This is a genomic window from Enterovibrio norvegicus DSM 15893 (assembly GCF_900115495.1).
GTDB lineage: Bacteria > Pseudomonadota > Gammaproteobacteria > Enterobacterales > Vibrionaceae > Enterovibrio > Enterovibrio norvegicus.
Map to the genome: position 1 here is coordinate 177,401 of NZ_FOWR01000002.1, position 15,084 is coordinate 192,484.

Consider the following 15,084-nt stretch of genomic DNA (forward strand, 5'->3'; position numbering starts at 1 on the left):
ATTGCGTTTGAGGTTCTCACCAATATTGAGTAGCATCGCGGCGCATTGAAGATTTGATTGACGCATTTTTGCTCAGTAATGAGCGACATGTCGTCCATCCTAGTAACGCGCTATATACAGGAACGCACATTATGCACACTGAACTGTTCAAAGAATTCATGTTTGAAGCTGCCCACCATTTGCCACATGTTCCAGAAGGACATAAATGTGGTCGTTTGCATGGGCACTCTTTCCTTGTGCGTCTTTATGTGACGGGTGAAGTAGATCCACACACAGGTTGGATCATTGATTTCTCTGAAATCAAAGCCGCGTTTAAACCGATTTACGACCGTCTTGACCACTATTACTTGAATGACATTGAAGGGTTAGAAAACCCGACAAGTGAAGTGCTGGCGAAATGGATTTGGGATCAATTGAAACCTGAATTGCCTTGTCTAAGCAAAGTGATGATCAAAGAAACGTGCACGGCAGGCTGCATTTACACTGGCGAATAAAGCGAGGCAACGGTCTGGCTTTCGCTCTGTGCGAAAGACATGCATGTAGAAACTAAAAAAGGAGCCATAGGCTCCTTTTTTTATTGCGCAATAAAAGTGCGTGTTTTGGTACGACTGTTATGCGATATCGAGGTATTTGTGGGTTTGAATCGACAAGCGCCAGTTACGCTTGATGCAGGTTTCAATACACAATGCCGTTGCACGCGGCTTTTGGCTAATAGGCTGCAGTGCGATTTCTACGTTTTCACGCAGTGCAACACCATCTAACAACGCTTCAAGCTTTTCAATGTCAGATTCAGTGCCAACAGGGTGCTTGATTTCATTGGCACGCTCGAGTGCGCTTTCCAAAACAGGCAGTTTCCCGCGCATGTTGATTTTAGGTGACACTGTCACCCATGTGCCTTCTGTGGTTTCTACTGGGTACGTTCCGCTGGTTTCGATTTGGCAGCGATACCCCGCAGATTCAAGCCGTTCGGTTAACGGGCGAAGATCGTAAATACACGGTTCCCCGCCAGTGATCACTACGTGTTTAGCGGTATAGCTATTTTGTAGGTGCGTCAAAATGTCATTGGCGTTGACAGCAGCCCAAATCGGACTGTCTCCGGTTTTGGTGATGATTGCGCCAAAGTCGCGTTCGTCGGTGGGCAAGGTGTCCCAGGTCTGTCGTGTATCGCACCAAGGGCAACCAACAGGGCAGCCTTGTAGGCGAACAAATACGGAAGGGACCCCTGTGAAGGTGCCTTCGCCTTGAATCGTTTCAAAAATTTCGTTGACGTTGTACATACCGCTTTAACAATCAGAATCGCATGTGGGGCTGGATTATGTCAGCTTATAGCACGAGTGTCTTGGCTTGTTGTTATTTGAAGTATGAAGTGCGGTAAAAGCGAGCGATAACTTATTGATTTTTTTTAGTTGGACGCAGGAAATGGAAGATATTTGATTTAGCTCGTGATGTGTATCACGACATCATCTCAATGTGCTTCACAATTACTTCGCAAAGTAAAAAAATTCAAAGATAGGATTCACTTTAGGGAAAATGGGATGATTCTTGCCCAGCCGGGACACATAGATCACATTAAGCGTAATAACGCTGGCACAGTATATAAGTTGATCGATCAGCTCGGGCCTATCTCTCGAATCGAACTATCAAAACGCAGCCAACTAGCACCTGCGAGTATCACTAAAATCACCAGAGAGTTGATTGATGCACACCTCGTAAAAGAAACCGAGTATGGCGAAACCGCAGCCCGCGGACGCCCCGCCGTCGGGCTTGTATTGAATAATGAAGGGTGGCAGTTCCTGTCATTGCGCTTAGGGCGCGGATACCTAACCTTGGCGTTGCATGAACTGGGTGGCGATATTCTGATAGAGAACCGTCACGATATCCATGTGCTCGACCAAGACCTTCTTATCGAACAGGTTCTTGAACACATCAATCAATTCTTTGCCAAGCATTCCTCTGTGGTTGATCGTGTTACATCTATTGCAGTATCACTCCCAGGGCTCGTAAATAGCGCTCAGGGCATCGTGATTCAAATGCCCCACTATGATGTTCATAACATGCCCTTAGGGGCGGCAATCCACCGTGCGACAGGTTTACCCGTGTTTATTGGTAACGACACACGGTCATGGGCATTGGCAGAAAAATTATTTGGTAATGCACGTGATGTAGAGAATGCGGTATTGGTGGCCATTCATCATGGTGTAGGTGCCGGTATCATGCTGGATGGAAAGGTGTTGGAAGGGCAGGTTGGCAACATTGGCGAACTGGGCCACATTCAAATCAAACCGTTCGGTAAGCGTTGTTTTTGCGGAAATAGCGGGTGCTTAGAAACGGTAGCGAGCCTTCAAGCCGTGCTGGAAGAAACGAAACTACTGCTCGCGCAAGGCCATGAAAGCGTGCTACAGGAAAAGCCTTTAACCATTGATCGTATTTGCGACGCTGCGGAATCGGGAGACGGTGTTGCGGTGAAAGTCATTACAGAGTTAGGGCATCACCTCGGTCAAGCCATTGCGATCATGGTGAATCTTTTTAACCCCGAAAGAATTCTCATTGGGGGTGAATTTAACCGTGCGAAAGGTGTGCTGTATCCCGCCATTATCGACTGTGTGAAAAGCCAAAGCATGCCATGTTATACCGAGAACCTGATGCTAGAAGAAACCTATTTCTATACTCAGGCAACAATGCCAGGTGCTGCGTTAGTCAAACGCGCTATGTATAACGGCTATCTGTTGATGAAGGTCTTAGAAGGCTAATAGCGTTATTGTTGGTAGATCAACTCAGTCACGATGAGACAAACAAAAAGGAGCCCTAGGCTCCTTTTTTCGTCACTTAGAATGGATACCACACCGTGGCGGCTTCTAGGTGTCGTTTGTAAAGCGCAAGCACAACACATAAGGCGATACCTGAAAGTACCACGATGTCTTTTCGTGTCAGCGGGCGATAGTTATACCAAGTCCGTGTTTTACTTCGTCCGAATCCACGCAGTGTCATCGCATTTGAAATTTCATCCGCGCGGTCGAGGCTAGAGAAAATCAACGGAATCAGGATTTTCGCTACACCTTTAAAGCGTGTCATCAATGGCGCATTCTTTGAAAAATCAACGCCACGCGCTTGTTGAGCATGCATGATATTGATGAAGTCGCTTTTTACTTCAGGCAGATAGCGTAAGGTTAGGCTGACAGCATACGCGATTTTGTAAGGCACACCGATACGGTTAAGACTCGACGCAAACTCAGTGGGGTGCGTGGTAAAGACGAACACCAGTGCAATCGGGAACATACTGAAGTATTTCAAAGTGATTGTGCACAGATAGAACAAGGTTTCTTGCGTCAGTGAGTAACCCGCAGGAAGCTCTAGCAGTGTCGTGGTAGAACCGACCCACTCAGAGCCTTGTTGCGGCGCAACCAAAAACATAAACACGGCATTCATACTCAACACACTGATGGTGCCAAACAGCAGTGGTTTATAGGCTTGAAACGCCACACCCGTCATTTTCAATAAGGCTAAACCGAGCAACACCATGCTGACGATAAGGCGAATGTCGAAGGTCGTCAGTACTACAGTTACCCATGCCATAAACAGAGCAAACTTGGTGATGCCATTGAGTGCGTGAAGTGGCGATTTGGTATCAACGTAATTGATGCCGAACTTCATTTTTGATGCTTTCATTTGGCGTTGCTCTCCGACTGAATAAATGTCTGCATAAATCCGTCGATGTCTTCAATACCTGCCTTCTCAGCAAGTTGGTACAAACTGGTGGTGGTAAGGTTGGCTTCATCCAACAAAGTGGGTTGGCTGAACACACTCGTCATTGGCGCATCCGCAAGCAGCTTACTGTCTGCTATCACGACAGAGCGCGTTGTATATTCCAACACCAAATGCATGTCGTGAGAAATGATCATCACACTGATGCCTTGCACCTCATTGAGTTGCTTAATGAATTGCAGCATCGAGGTGTAGTTGCGGTAATCTTGGCCTGCCGTCGGTTCGTCCAAAATCAGAAGATCTGGCTCCATCACCAAAATAGACGCGATGGTGACGCGTTTTTTCTGGCCATAGCTCAAGGCATCTACCGGCCAATGGCGGTATTTACTCAAACCACACAGTTCTAGAACGTCCAGCACACGTTTTTCGATGTCAGCGTCGCTCAGTCCTTGGTTCATTAAACCGAAGGCCACTTCATCCATAATCATGTGGTGCGAAATCATATGATTAGGGTTTTGCATGACAACGCCGACTTTACGGCTGCGCTCGAAAATAGACAGTGTTGAGAAATCTGCGCCGTCGAAAACAATGTTGCCTTCATCTGGGTCTATTACGCCCATGATCAGCTTGGTGATGGTGGATTTTCCTGAACCATTTTTACCCAATACAGACATCATCTCGCCACGATTGACCGTAAAGCTGACATCCTCAAGGGCATTTTTCTCGCCGTCATAGGAGTAAGTGAGATGATTCAGTGTTAGCAAGGCTTCAGACGCGGGTTTCTTGTCGTTGGCTTGCGCATTACGATGCCAGGTCGTTAACGCTTCTGCATATTTCGCAACGGGCAAATTAGCCATGTTTGATGGTTTATCTGATTGCTCCACCGTGCAGCCTGCATGTTTGAGCGCAGAGAGATACAAGGGCTCACGAATGCCATGGGTGTTAAGCAATGACGATGTCAGGATCTCGTCTGGCGTGGTATCAGCAACGACCTCGCCGTTGTCGATAAGGATCACGCGGTCGATGTGTTGCGTCAGTACATCTTCTAAACGGTGTTCAATGATGATGATCGTTTTGCCCGTATCACGATGAAGTTGGTCAATGATCTCTATAGTGCGCTTGCCCGTTTTCGGGTCAAGTGCGGCAAGAGGCTCATCAAACAAAAGGACGTCTACGTCATCCACCAAAATGCCCGCAAGGGAAACGCGTTGTTTTTGCCCGCCAGACAAGTCATGCGGGGCATGATAAAGCAGGTTTTCAAGATCGACCATTTTCGCGGTGGCCTTGACCAATGGGTACATGTCAGCGACGGACATGCATTGGTTTTCAAGCGCAAACGCGATGTCTTCACCCACACTCAATCCGACAAACTGGCTGTCTGTATCTTGTAGTACGGTGCCGACTTTCTCTGTGTATTCCACCAAGGTCATTTTTTGGCTGTTCTTGCCATCGATCAGTAATTCACCGTCGATGTGTCCCTCAATTGCGTGGGGAATAAGGCCGTTAATGCACTGACCCAGCGTGGATTTACCACTGCCGCTTGGGCCAATGATCAGGACTTTCTCGCCTTTCTCTATGGTTAAGTTGATGTTTTTTAATGTTGGATTTACCAACGCATCATAGCGAAAGGAGAAGTTTTTAAATTCGATGGTCATTGAGAAATTTAGGCCTCAGTCAGATTACGGCACTGTCTGTTGCGTTTGGCCACAGATTGCAAAATGAAATAGCCAACAACGGCAACCAGCAAGGCGTTACCCGCAGCAATAATACAAAGCTGAATGAAGACTTTGGTAAAAGGTTCGGCATAAAGCACGGTATCAAGGAAAGCAGACGTGCCATATCCAATCACGTTGCCAAGCAAAGCAAGGAAGGCGAAAAGTACGATATCAATCGGGCCAAAGCTCCCGTATTTCAGGCGACGTTTGGTCAGAATAGGGAATAAGCCAATGACGAAGCCCACGATGCCAGAACCTAATACCCAGGTTAGCCAGACACCCCAACCCGCGAACATGTCGGTAACCCAGTGGCCGATGAAGCCAACAAAAAAGCCCACGCCTGGGCCAAACAACACGGAGAAAAGCGCAAGAATGGCCATTGCAGGCTTAAGCGTCGTGTTTGCGAAAACAGGAATACCAAACATTGGCAAGCCGCCAATGCCATAGAGAGCAGCACCAATAGCAATGATAACGACAGTCTTTGCTGAGAAATTCATAGATAAACCTTTGTGCTGGACAGGATCTATTTGTCCAGCGCATATTTTGACGCCAGTTATTTTAAGTGGCTCACAAAAAAAGAGGCGGGATTATAAAGATAAACGCATAGAAAGGAAAGCTAACAGTCTAGACGTCTAAAAATGTCTGTAAACCAAGATACACAGATTGTTGATGTAGTGAGCGGATCAGAGTTGAGAACGTCGAAACTTAGGGCGATAGACGGAAGGTGAGAACAGGGAATTGCGGAGGAAAGGTGTCAGCTTCTATCTGTTTCGATGCTGCAACCTAGTGTTCACTGGCTTGCGTTTGGGAGATAAGGAAAGGGTGCCATGGGGGAAGTAAAAAAGGCGCAGAAGCGCCTTTTTTGGGTGAACAGGGTGTTGCGCTTATTTCACTGTGGAGGTTTGCAGTTCTTCTGCTTCTTTTGCGCGGCAAGCTGCTGCGGTAAACACAACGTCAGTTGAGCTGTTCAATGCAGTTTCTGCTGAATCTTGAACAACACCAATGATGAAGCCGACGGCGACTACTTGCATTGCGATGTCGTTTGGAATACCAAACAAATTACACGCAAGTGGAATCAACAAAAGTGAACCACCTGCAACACCCGACGCGCCACATGCAGATACGGCAGCAACAATACTCAGCAGGATTGCTGTCGCAATATCAACTTGAATCCCCATGGTGTTAACGGCTGCAAGTGTCAATACCGTGATGGTAATAGCTGCACCGCCCATGTTGATGGTTGCGCCCAATGGAATAGAAACAGAGTAGGTGTCTTTATCCAATTTCAATCTGCTACATAGCTGCATGTTCACAGGAATGTTCGCTGCAGAGCTACGTGTGAAGAAGGCGGTCACGCCACTTTCACGCAGACATTGAAATACCAATGGGTATGGGTTGGTGTGGGTTTTAAGGTAAACAATCAATGGGTTCACAACTAAAGCGATAATCGCCATGCTGCCTAGCAATACTGCAAGCAAGTGTGCGTAACCTACCAATGCTTCAAAGCCTGTTTCTGCAAAGGTCTTAGCGACCAAGCCGAAAATACCAATAGGGGCAAGTTTAATGATGAAGCGAACAATGAAAGAAACACTTTCAGCAACGTCGCCAAATACGGTTTTGGTGGTGTCTGATGCGTGATGAAGCGCAATTCCTAAGCCAATTGCCCAAGCAAGAATACCGATAAAGTTGCCGTTCATCAGTGCATGAATTGGGTTGTCGACAACGCTAAACAATAGCGTTTGGATAACCTGAACAATGCCTTCTGGTGGTGCAATAGCAGAATCTGTTGTTGTTAGCGTGAGCTCTGTCGGGAACAAAAAGCTCATGGTGACAGCCGTGATCGCTGCAGCGAAAGTACCAACTAAATAAAGGGTGATAATTGGACGAAGATGAGTGTGTTGGCCTTTCTTCTGATTTGCGATAGATGCTGCTACCAATACAAACACCAAAATAGGTGCAACGGCTTTTAGAGCATTTACAAATAAGCCGCCTAGAAACCCAATGGCTTTGGCACTTTCTGGCGAAAGGCTAGCGAGGGCAACACCGGCGATAATACCTACCAAAATCTGGACGACCAGACTGGCGTTAGTAACACGTGCTAAAGGGGAGTTTTTTTGCTTCATTTTTCTCACTTCACTGTGTATGAGCTGTTAACGTTTGGATTAAATCAGCTGGATTAGTAATCTGTAAAGCAGTAAATGAAATAAAATATGATGATAGATCGCATATGCCTGATTATATATAGCAATAATGTTTTACGGCGATGTAAAATATTGTGATAGTTATTGTAATGAGGCTGTAAATTCCAGAAACGAAAAAGCGCCACGAAGGCGCTTTGAAATGTAGTTTCTATGTTAACCAATTAGATTGATTAATAAATAACGCGACCCACGGCATTTAACAACTGGCTAACGCCTTTAGTAAAGTGCAAAGGGGCATCTGAAACAGTGTAACAGAGGCAGCCGTCGTGAGTTTGCGGCGTGTGATGATTGCTTGCGTCTAACATAATGAAGTCACCCGGCACATAAGTGTCGTGTTCGTCTTCAAAATGGCCGCCTAACAATAAAGTAAGCTCCGTGCCTTTGTGGGTATGGCTAGGGACACTACCGTTCATGCCTATGTGCAAAAGGCTGGCTCGTGTATCGCCCTCATTCAATGGAAGTCGTGCGCGGCTAATGGTGCCGATAGAGCTCCACCCCAGTTGATGATAACGGCGCAGTGCTATCGGGAGTGAGTACGTTTCCCCGCACACGCTGATTTCAGCTTTTGGTGTAGGCGTAATGAGTGTTTTGGGCACCATTTCGTCAGACATGATGTCAGCAAGCATGTTGCCGAACATCGCATTCATGTCCAAGGGTTCTTCTTGCGTATTGACACGGCTCGCCACTGCATTTTCGCCATGCGGCACAGGTGCATCGAACGCCAGTTGGGCAGCTTGTTCGGTAAACTTAGCCAATTTTTTCGTACACTGTTCGCACATCTCGCAATGTGCCGATACGGCAATAGACATTGAAGCTGCAAGCTCGCCAACAGCATGTGCTGCAAGCATTTCATCCGTTGGGTGATACTTAATCATCGTTCACCTCCAAGTGTGTACGAAGCTTTTGAAGGCCTAAACGAAGGCGAGATTTAATCGTACCCAAGGGGACGTCGAGCTGCTCTGCTAGCTCCTGATGAGTTAACTGCTTCAAGTAAACGCCTCTAACGACTTGCTGCTGTAGGTCGGGCAAAAGATCAATGTATGATAGGAGTTGGGTTTGTATCTGCTCTTGCAGTGCTTCATCTTCTTGGTCACCCGATTCTCCATCGATGAGAGGCCAAATATCGCCACTCAAACAATCTTCTCTGTTGCTTTTCACTTTACGCAACATGTCAAAACTGACATTTCGCATGATAGTGAAGACCCACGTCGATGCGCCCCCTTTGGAACCATCGTACAAGTGTGCTTTGCGCCAAACCAAAATCATTGTTTCTTGGACTAGCTCCATGGCATGCCCATCGACACGAAGGTGACGTAAGCCGTATGCACGGAGTTTAGGTGCGAAGTGCTTAAACAACGCAGCAAACGCTGCCTCGTCACGCCCTTCAGCGACGCGTTGTAATAGTTCTGCCAACTTTTCGGGAGTGGGAACTGACATAGGTGTCTGACTACTCGAACGTTTTGTGTTGTTAGCATTATACGTACTTCTGGCCGTTTCCATTATCAATGTTTCCTGTAAGTGCCAATTTGTGACATGTATTGGTTAACGTAATGAAAAAGGAATTGGATCAATATTCTCTTTGAGTTTCTTCGGTAAGAAGTACGGTTATGAACTGCATTGCATCTTCTGCGTCGTGTTGCGCAATAAACCATTGGCGCTGATTGTTGGCTAAAGGCAGCACTTCTAACCAGCGCTGGCATACCCAATTAACGTCATTGAAACACAACACTTCCTCGTATTGCGAGGCATGTTCGGGGTGTGTTTTGAACAGGGCTTTCAGGGCTTCGCCGAGCAATCCAGTATCCGCATTGCTTGGAGGCCAATCAGGCAGCGCCTCGGTGTGCCCAACCCACAGGCCGTCATTTTCTTTGTCAATGTGTGACAACTTGACCCGTGATAGACCTTTTATGGTGATCCCGAGCAACCCATCTGGCAGGGTTTCAAAGTCGATAATTTGAACGTGCGTTCCGTAGGTACAGATAGCATCGCCTTCTTTCATCGCAAGGACGAACCCTTTTTGCTCTGCCATGGATTCTTTCACAAGGCGAACATAACGAGGTTCGAAAATTCTAAGTTTTGTAATGCCCCCTGGGAGCAAAAACAGGGGTAGCGGAAATAGACCCAATTGCATGAAGAACCTCCATAAATAACGTTAGAATTTACGAAGGTGTTTCATGATGCGATCACTTCGGGCATCAATTAGGTACCGTGTAACAAGGCGTGTGCGTGCTTATGACATGTTTTCTACTGCACGTTGAATGGCATCAACCAGTTTTTGTAGTTGCTCTTTACGCATGTCAAAAGGTGGCATGATATAGATAAGACGTCCAAAAGGACGGATCCAAACACCTGATTCAACAAAGTGTTTTTGAATTGACTCTACGTGTACGGGGGTGTTGAGTTCAACAACGCCAATCGCCCCAAGCCACCTCACGCCTTTTACTGCATTAAGGCTTTCTAGTGGGGGCAGCATGGATGCAAGGTGTGACTCAATGGTCAGCACTTTTTCCTGCCACGGAGTGTCTTTTAAAAGCTGCAAGCTTGCATTTGCCACGGCGCTGGCGAGAGGGTTGCCCATAAACGTCGGACCATGCATAAAACAGCCTGCTTCACCGCTACATACGGTATCAGCAACGTGTTTTGTTGTGATCGTGGCGGCCATGGTCATATAGCCTCCTGTTAGGGCTTTACCTACGCAAAGAATGTCCGGCGATATACCGGCATGTTCACAGGCGAAGAGCTTACCTGTACGACCAAATCCGGTGGCAATTTCATCGCAAATTAGCAACACCCCATGTTCATCACACAGCGCACGCACCCGTTTCAAAAATGTGGGGTGATAAATACGCATGCCGCCTGCGCCTTGAACGATAGGCTCAAGGATCACTGCGGCAATGTCGCTAAGGTTATCTGTCAGTTTGGCTTTGAAATCAGCAATGTCTTCTTCTTTCCATTCGTCATAGAAACCACATTCGGGCGAATCGGCAAAGATGTGCTCAGGAAGAAAACCCTTGTACAGCTTATGCATGGAATTGTCTGGATCGGTGACCGACATAGCCGCAAAGCTGTCGCCGTGATAACCGTGTCGCAGTGTGAGGAACTTCGATTTTGGCTCGCCTTTCGCGTGCCAATACTGCAACGCCATTTTGAGTGACACTTCCACCGAGATTGAGCCTGAATCGCACAGAAAGACTTTGTCTAGCGGCGCGGGTGTCATGTCGACTAGCTGTTTGCATAGCGCAATCGCAGGTTCGTGAGTGATCCCACCAAACATCACGTGAGACATCTTCCCAGCTTGATCAATCAAGGCCTTATTCAAGACAGGATGGTTATAACCATGAATTGCTGCCCACCAAGAAGACATGCCATCAATGAGCTCAGTGCCATCTTCTAAATAAAGAAAAACGCCATCTGCGCGCGCGATGGGATAGCACGGAAGCGGGTTGATGGTTGAGGTGTATGGGTGCCAAATGTGTTCACGATCGAAAGCAATATCCATGTATAAATAATATCCAGTTGTAAACCATAGAAACTAATCACCGTTGACATTGTAAGGCTTCACTTTAGACTGAACAAGTCACCATACCCAAATCACTTTGTCTTCTCGCTATTTACGAGAAAGGGTTGGCACTCAGGTGCGTCTCATTAGGTGTTTTGGGTATGTCATTCATTCCAAATTGAGGTATTACAGGTGGAAGTTCGCCATAATTGGACTGTCGAGGAAGTGCAGGCCTTATTCGAAAAACCTTTTATGGATCTGATGTTTGAAGCGCAGCAGGTTCATCGACAGTTTCATCCCGCCAATGAAGTGCAAGTGAGCACATTGCTTTCTATCAAAACGGGCGCATGCCCAGAAGATTGCAAATATTGCCCTCAAAGTGCCCATTACCGTACCGATGTTGAAAAAGAGCGCCTGCTAGAAGTCGAGCGCGTTTTGGATGCAGCGGATAAAGCAAAACGTTCTGGTGCAACCCGATTCTGTATGGGTGCTGCGTGGAAAAACCCGAAAGCGCGTGACATGCCATACCTCAAGGAAATGATCCAAGGGGTGAAAGGCATGGGGTTAGAAACCTGCATGACCTTGGGCATGCTGGATGAAGCTCAAGCCTCAGAGTTGGCAGGTGCGGGTTTGGACTACTACAACCACAACCTGGATACGTCGCCAGAATACTACGGCAACATCATTACCACGCGTACATACCAAGATCGTTTGGACACATTGTCAAACGTGCGCGGCGCGGGCATGAAAGTGTGTTCAGGTGGCATCATCGGTTTGGGTGAAAATGCCCGTGATCGCGTGGGTTTGTTGATGGAGTTGGCTAACCTTCCTCACCACCCTGAAAGTGTGCCAATCAATATGTTGGTAAAAGTGAAAGGGACGCCGTTAGAAGACGTTGATGATGTCGAGCCGTTCGATTTTGTCCGCATCATTGCCGTTGCGCGCATCATGATGCCGAAATCTGCTGTTCGCCTTTCAGCCGGCCGTGAAAACATGAACGAACAAATGCAGACCATGTGTTTTATGGCAGGTGCTAACTCAATTTTCTACGGGTGCAAACTGCTTACTACGCCAAACCCAGACGAAGATGCTGACATGATGTTGTTTAAAAAGCTGGGAATTAACAGCGAACAACGTGCTCAAAAACCCGATGAAATCCAAGAGGAAACCTTGCTTGCTGAAGTGGCAGAGCGTGTTGCAGCTCGTCCTGACAAGGATGACTTGTTTTACGAAGCCAGCGTTTAAGGTTCGCAATATTCCATGAGTGAATCAAGCCGACTGCCAAGCCGTATCGCGCAGAAGCTTGCTGAACGTCAGCAACAAGGGCTTCATCGTTCAGTGAGGGCTTTCCATCATCAAGATGGGAAGCTCATTGACGAGCACAACAATACTTACCTGAACTTTTCGGGCAACGATTACCTCGGTCTTGCCAATGATCCTGCTTTGATTTCAGCGTGGCAGGATGGGCTATCTCTTTACGGTGCTGGTAGCACAGCATCGCCCCTTGTGACGGGCTTTTCACACGCGCATCAAGCGTTAGAAGCATCGCTATGTGAATGGCTTGGTTTTGACAAAGCGCTGCTGTTCAATAGCGGCTTTTCAGCGAATCAAGCGGTGATATTTTCCTTGCTTGAGAAAGGGGATGTACTGTTTCAAGACAAGCTCAATCACGCGTCTTTAATGGAAGCGGGTATCTTGTCAGAAGCTACCATGTTGCGATTCCTACACAACAACATCGCCAAACTCGACAGTGGGTTAAAAAACCAAGCCGATGCGTCATCTCGCTTTGTTATCACAGAAGGTGTATTCAGCATGGACGGCGATTTGTCGCCACTCGCCGACATTGCATCTGTGTGCCGCGCCAATGAGGCGTGTTTGATGGTTGATGATGCGCATGGCATCGGTGCATTGGGTAAAGAAGGGCGAGGCTCTTGCGACAATGCAGGCATTCAGCCTGACATCCTGATTGTGACCTTCGGAAAAGCCTTTGGAATGATGGGTGCTGCTGTCATGTGCAGCGCGCAAGTACACGATTATCTGACGCAGTTCGCGCGGCACTATGTGTATTCCACTGCCATGCCGCCCGCACAGGCTTATGCGCTGTCAAAAGCCGTAAGCATAATAAGAAAAGACAACTGGCGCAGAGAGAAATTACATGAATTGTCTTCACGGTTTCACCGTGTGTTGAGTGAACACCATGAAGTCGTGGAAACGCAAACACCGATAAAACCCGTAGTGCTTGGTGATGTCACAACGATGCTAACAGCGGCAGAACATCTTAAATCAGCAGGCTTTTGGACGGGTGCTATTCGGCCACCGACGGTGCCACCGAACTCATCGCGGCTTCGTATTACTTTGTCTGTGAATCAAACATTGGATGACGTTAACGCGTTAGCCCGCAAGGTACGCCACATACTAGAAGGGGATCGACATGAGTAACGCAGCATCACTCGGTTCCTTGTTTGATGAAGAATTAAACGCACAGCAACATGATGACAAAGCTGCAATCAAAGCGGCGTTTGGCCGAGCGGCAAACTCATACGACAAAAGTGCAGCGTTTCAGCGTCGAGTTGGTCATGAATTGATGGCGATGCACCATGACTGGAAGGGTAGGCACATCCTCGATTTGGGCTGTGGGACGGGATATTTCAGCGCGCAGTTGGCCGGTAAAGGGGCGTCAGTTATCGCGCTTGATTTGTCTGATCGTATGCTTGAAAAAGCACGAGACCGTTGTGGCGATTCACTGACTTATGTATCGGGAGATGCTGAAGCATTGCCATTGGCGTCGAACAGTGTCGATATGGCGTTCAGTTCGCTTGCTCTGCAATGGTGTAAAGATCTCTCTGTGCCTTTGTCTGAGTTAAAACGCGTGGTAAAACCCGGCGGGACGATTTTGTTTTCAACGCTTCTCGACGGTTCGCTGTTGGAACTGAAAAAAGCGTGGGAAGTCGTCGATTCTGAACAACATGTGAATGCCTTTATAGACACTAAGGCGGTAAACATTGCGCTCGCGCAAGCCGGCTTCACAGGGTACACCCTAGAATGCAAAGCGATAGCAGAGAGCTATCCTTCGGCTTTTGCACTGATGAAAGATCTTAAAGGCATAGGTGCAACGCATTTAGACGAAGGAAGAAAGGCGGGATTAAATGGCAGAAAAGCATTGCTCACGGTAGAGTCGGCGTATCGTCAATTCCAACGTGCTGATGGCACTGTCCCCGCGACTTATCAAGTTTGCTTTGGAGCGATAACCAATGACTAAAAGCTATTTCGTGACTGGCACAGATACCGAGGTGGGTAAAACGGTCGCCTCTGTAGCAATAATGCAAGCAGTGGCGAAAGCTGGGCTGCTCGTCGGTGGATATAAACCGATTGCAGCAGGCAGTGACGAAACACATGAAGGGCTGACAAATGAAGATGCAGTGTGCTTACGTGCGGCATCAAATTTGGCCCTAGGTTACGATGAAGTTAACCCTTGTTTGCTTCATGAACCGTGTTCTCCGCACATTGCTGCCGAGCTAGAAAACAAAGAGATTATGTTCTCCGTGCTAACTGATGGATTGAAAAACATCCAAGCAAAAACAGATTTTACGTTGGTGGAAGGCGCGGGCGGCTGGCGAGTGCCTGTCACGTATGATGCGACACTGGCAGATTGGGTAAAAGAAGAAAAGCTTCCCGTTATCCTTGTTGTAGGCATCAAACTTGGCTGTTTAAATCATGCCTATTTAACGGCAGAAGCGATTCGTCGTGACGGGCTTGAAATTGCAGGTTGGGTTGCTAACCGTATTAATCCCGGCACAGAACATTACAGTGATATCGTCAAAACGTTGGAGCATCACTTACAGGTGCCAAAACTCGGTGAAATACCTTACATGACGAAAGTGAAAACACGTGATCTAAGCGCCTATATTGATGTAAAACCTCTTGGACTTTAGTCTGATAGATCGCTCTAAAAAAGCGTAAAAAATTA

The 15,084-nt window shown here is 47.3% G+C and carries 15 protein-coding genes; 6 read left to right on the top strand and 9 right to left on the bottom strand.

Annotated elements, in window-relative coordinates; all coding sequences use genetic code 11:
• The first annotated feature begins 131 nt into the window (after positions 1–131).
• Positions 132–494 (top strand): 6-carboxytetrahydropterin synthase QueD, encoded by a 363-nt coding sequence (gene queD / locus BM082_RS02130; RefSeq protein ID WP_017011915.1) that lies wholly within the window; start codon positions 132–134, stop codon positions 492–494.
• A 117-nt stretch (positions 495–611) separates the two neighbouring features.
• On the opposite strand, the gene queE is transcribed toward queD, so the two are convergent.
• Complete coding sequence (gene queE / locus BM082_RS02135; protein WP_074925093.1) at positions 612–1,277, bottom strand: 7-carboxy-7-deazaguanine synthase QueE; 666 nt, start codon at positions 1,275–1,277, stop codon at positions 612–614.
• Positions 1,278–1,535: 258 nt separating this feature from the next.
• On the opposite strand from queE, the gene mlc reads away from it, so the two are divergent.
• A complete protein-coding gene (gene mlc, locus BM082_RS02140) occupies positions 1,536–2,750 on the top strand; it encodes a sugar metabolism global transcriptional regulator Mlc (protein WP_074925095.1) in 1,215 nt (404 codons plus the stop codon).
• 76 nt (positions 2,751–2,826) lie between these two features.
• Here the strand turns inward: mlc and BM082_RS02145 are convergent, their stop codons facing one another.
• The 8 genes from BM082_RS02145 to bioA all read right to left on the bottom strand — a co-directional run bounded on the left by BM082_RS02145 (position 2,827) and on the right by bioA (position 11,117).
• On the bottom strand, positions 2,827–3,666 hold the full coding sequence (locus tag BM082_RS02145) for an energy-coupling factor transporter transmembrane component T family protein (protein ID WP_074925097.1): 840 nt from the start codon (positions 3,664–3,666) through the stop codon (positions 2,827–2,829).
• The gene (locus BM082_RS02150) at positions 3,663–5,357 is read right to left on the bottom strand and encodes an ABC transporter ATP-binding protein (RefSeq protein WP_074925099.1); all 1,695 of its coding nucleotides are present in this window, start codon (positions 5,355–5,357) and stop codon (positions 3,663–3,665) included. The genes BM082_RS02145 and BM082_RS02150 overlap by 4 nt, the downstream gene beginning before the upstream one ends.
• An 8-nt stretch (positions 5,358–5,365) precedes the next feature.
• Positions 5,366–5,914 carry an ECF-type riboflavin transporter substrate-binding protein gene (locus BM082_RS02155; protein WP_017011909.1) on the bottom strand — a complete coding sequence of 183 codons (549 nt, stop codon included), beginning with the start codon at positions 5,912–5,914 and terminating at the stop codon, positions 5,366–5,368.
• A 387-nt stretch (positions 5,915–6,301) separates the two neighbouring features.
• A complete protein-coding gene (gene sstT, locus BM082_RS02160; protein WP_017011905.1) occupies positions 6,302–7,540 on the bottom strand; it encodes a serine/threonine transporter SstT in 1,239 nt (412 codons plus the stop codon).
• 248 nt (positions 7,541–7,788) lie between these two features.
• Positions 7,789–8,493 (bottom strand): ChrR family anti-sigma-E factor, encoded by a 705-nt coding sequence (locus tag BM082_RS02165; protein ID WP_017016331.1) that lies wholly within the window; start codon positions 8,491–8,493, stop codon positions 7,789–7,791.
• On the bottom strand, positions 8,486–9,118 hold the full coding sequence (locus tag BM082_RS02170; RefSeq protein ID WP_017011903.1) for a sigma-70 family RNA polymerase sigma factor: 633 nt from the start codon (positions 9,116–9,118) through the stop codon (positions 8,486–8,488). The genes BM082_RS02165 and BM082_RS02170 overlap by 8 nt, the downstream gene beginning before the upstream one ends.
• A 67-nt stretch (positions 9,119–9,185) precedes the next feature.
• Complete coding sequence (locus BM082_RS02175) at positions 9,186–9,749, bottom strand: LON peptidase substrate-binding domain-containing protein (protein WP_017011902.1); 564 nt, start codon at positions 9,747–9,749, stop codon at positions 9,186–9,188.
• Positions 9,750–9,848: 99 nt separating this feature from the next.
• Positions 9,849–11,117, bottom strand: coding sequence for an adenosylmethionine--8-amino-7-oxononanoate transaminase (gene bioA / locus BM082_RS02180; protein WP_074925100.1), 1,269 nt, complete (start codon positions 11,115–11,117; stop codon positions 9,849–9,851).
• Positions 11,118–11,309: 192 nt separating this feature from the next.
• Between bioA and bioB the strand changes: the two genes are divergently transcribed.
• The 4 genes from bioB to bioD are packed head-to-tail and all read left to right on the top strand — an operon-like array spanning position 11,310 to position 15,049.
• Positions 11,310–12,362 (top strand): biotin synthase BioB, encoded by a 1,053-nt coding sequence (bioB, locus tag BM082_RS02185; protein WP_026024724.1) that lies wholly within the window; start codon positions 11,310–11,312, stop codon positions 12,360–12,362.
• Positions 12,363–12,377: 15 nt separating this feature from the next.
• Complete coding sequence (bioF, locus tag BM082_RS02190; protein WP_074925102.1) at positions 12,378–13,556, top strand: 8-amino-7-oxononanoate synthase; 1,179 nt, start codon at positions 12,378–12,380, stop codon at positions 13,554–13,556.
• Positions 13,549–14,376 carry a malonyl-ACP O-methyltransferase BioC gene (gene bioC, locus BM082_RS02195; protein WP_017013818.1) on the top strand — a complete coding sequence of 276 codons (828 nt, stop codon included), beginning with the start codon at positions 13,549–13,551 and terminating at the stop codon, positions 14,374–14,376. Before bioF ends, bioC begins: the two co-directional genes overlap by 8 nt.
• A complete protein-coding gene (gene bioD, locus BM082_RS02200) occupies positions 14,369–15,049 on the top strand; it encodes a dethiobiotin synthase (RefSeq protein ID WP_017011897.1) in 681 nt (226 codons plus the stop codon). Before bioC ends, bioD begins: the two co-directional genes overlap by 8 nt.
• Positions 15,050–15,084 lie beyond the last annotated feature (35 nt).

Coding starts and splice junctions, on each gene's coding strand:
- queD (WP_017011915.1), top strand. CDS start 132: ATGCACACTGAACTGTTCAAAGAATTCATGTTTGAAGCTGCCCACCAT.
- queE (WP_074925093.1), bottom strand. CDS start 1,277: ATGTACAACGTCAACGAAATTTTTGAAACGATTCAAGGCGAAGGCACC.
- mlc (WP_074925095.1), top strand. CDS start 1,536: ATGATTCTTGCCCAGCCGGGACACATAGATCACATTAAGCGTAATAAC.
- BM082_RS02145 (WP_074925097.1), bottom strand. CDS start 3,666: ATGAAAGCATCAAAAATGAAGTTCGGCATCAATTACGTTGATACCAAA.
- BM082_RS02150 (WP_074925099.1), bottom strand. CDS start 5,357: ATGACCATCGAATTTAAAAACTTCTCCTTTCGCTATGATGCGTTGGTA.
- BM082_RS02155 (WP_017011909.1), bottom strand. CDS start 5,914: ATGAATTTCTCAGCAAAGACTGTCGTTATCATTGCTATTGGTGCTGCT.
- sstT (WP_017011905.1), bottom strand. CDS start 7,540: ATGAAGCAAAAAAACTCCCCTTTAGCACGTGTTACTAACGCCAGTCTG.
- BM082_RS02165 (WP_017016331.1), bottom strand. CDS start 8,493: ATGATTAAGTATCACCCAACGGATGAAATGCTTGCAGCACATGCTGTT.
- BM082_RS02170 (WP_017011903.1), bottom strand. CDS start 9,118: ATGGAAACGGCCAGAAGTACGTATAATGCTAACAACACAAAACGTTCG.
- BM082_RS02175 (WP_017011902.1), bottom strand. CDS start 9,749: ATGCAATTGGGTCTATTTCCGCTACCCCTGTTTTTGCTCCCAGGGGGC.
- bioA (WP_074925100.1), bottom strand. CDS start 11,117: ATGGATATTGCTTTCGATCGTGAACACATTTGGCACCCATACACCTCA.
- bioF (WP_074925102.1), top strand. CDS start 12,378: ATGAGTGAATCAAGCCGACTGCCAAGCCGTATCGCGCAGAAGCTTGCT.
- bioC (WP_017013818.1), top strand. CDS start 13,549: ATGAGTAACGCAGCATCACTCGGTTCCTTGTTTGATGAAGAATTAAAC.
- bioD (WP_017011897.1), top strand. CDS start 14,369: ATGACTAAAAGCTATTTCGTGACTGGCACAGATACCGAGGTGGGTAAA.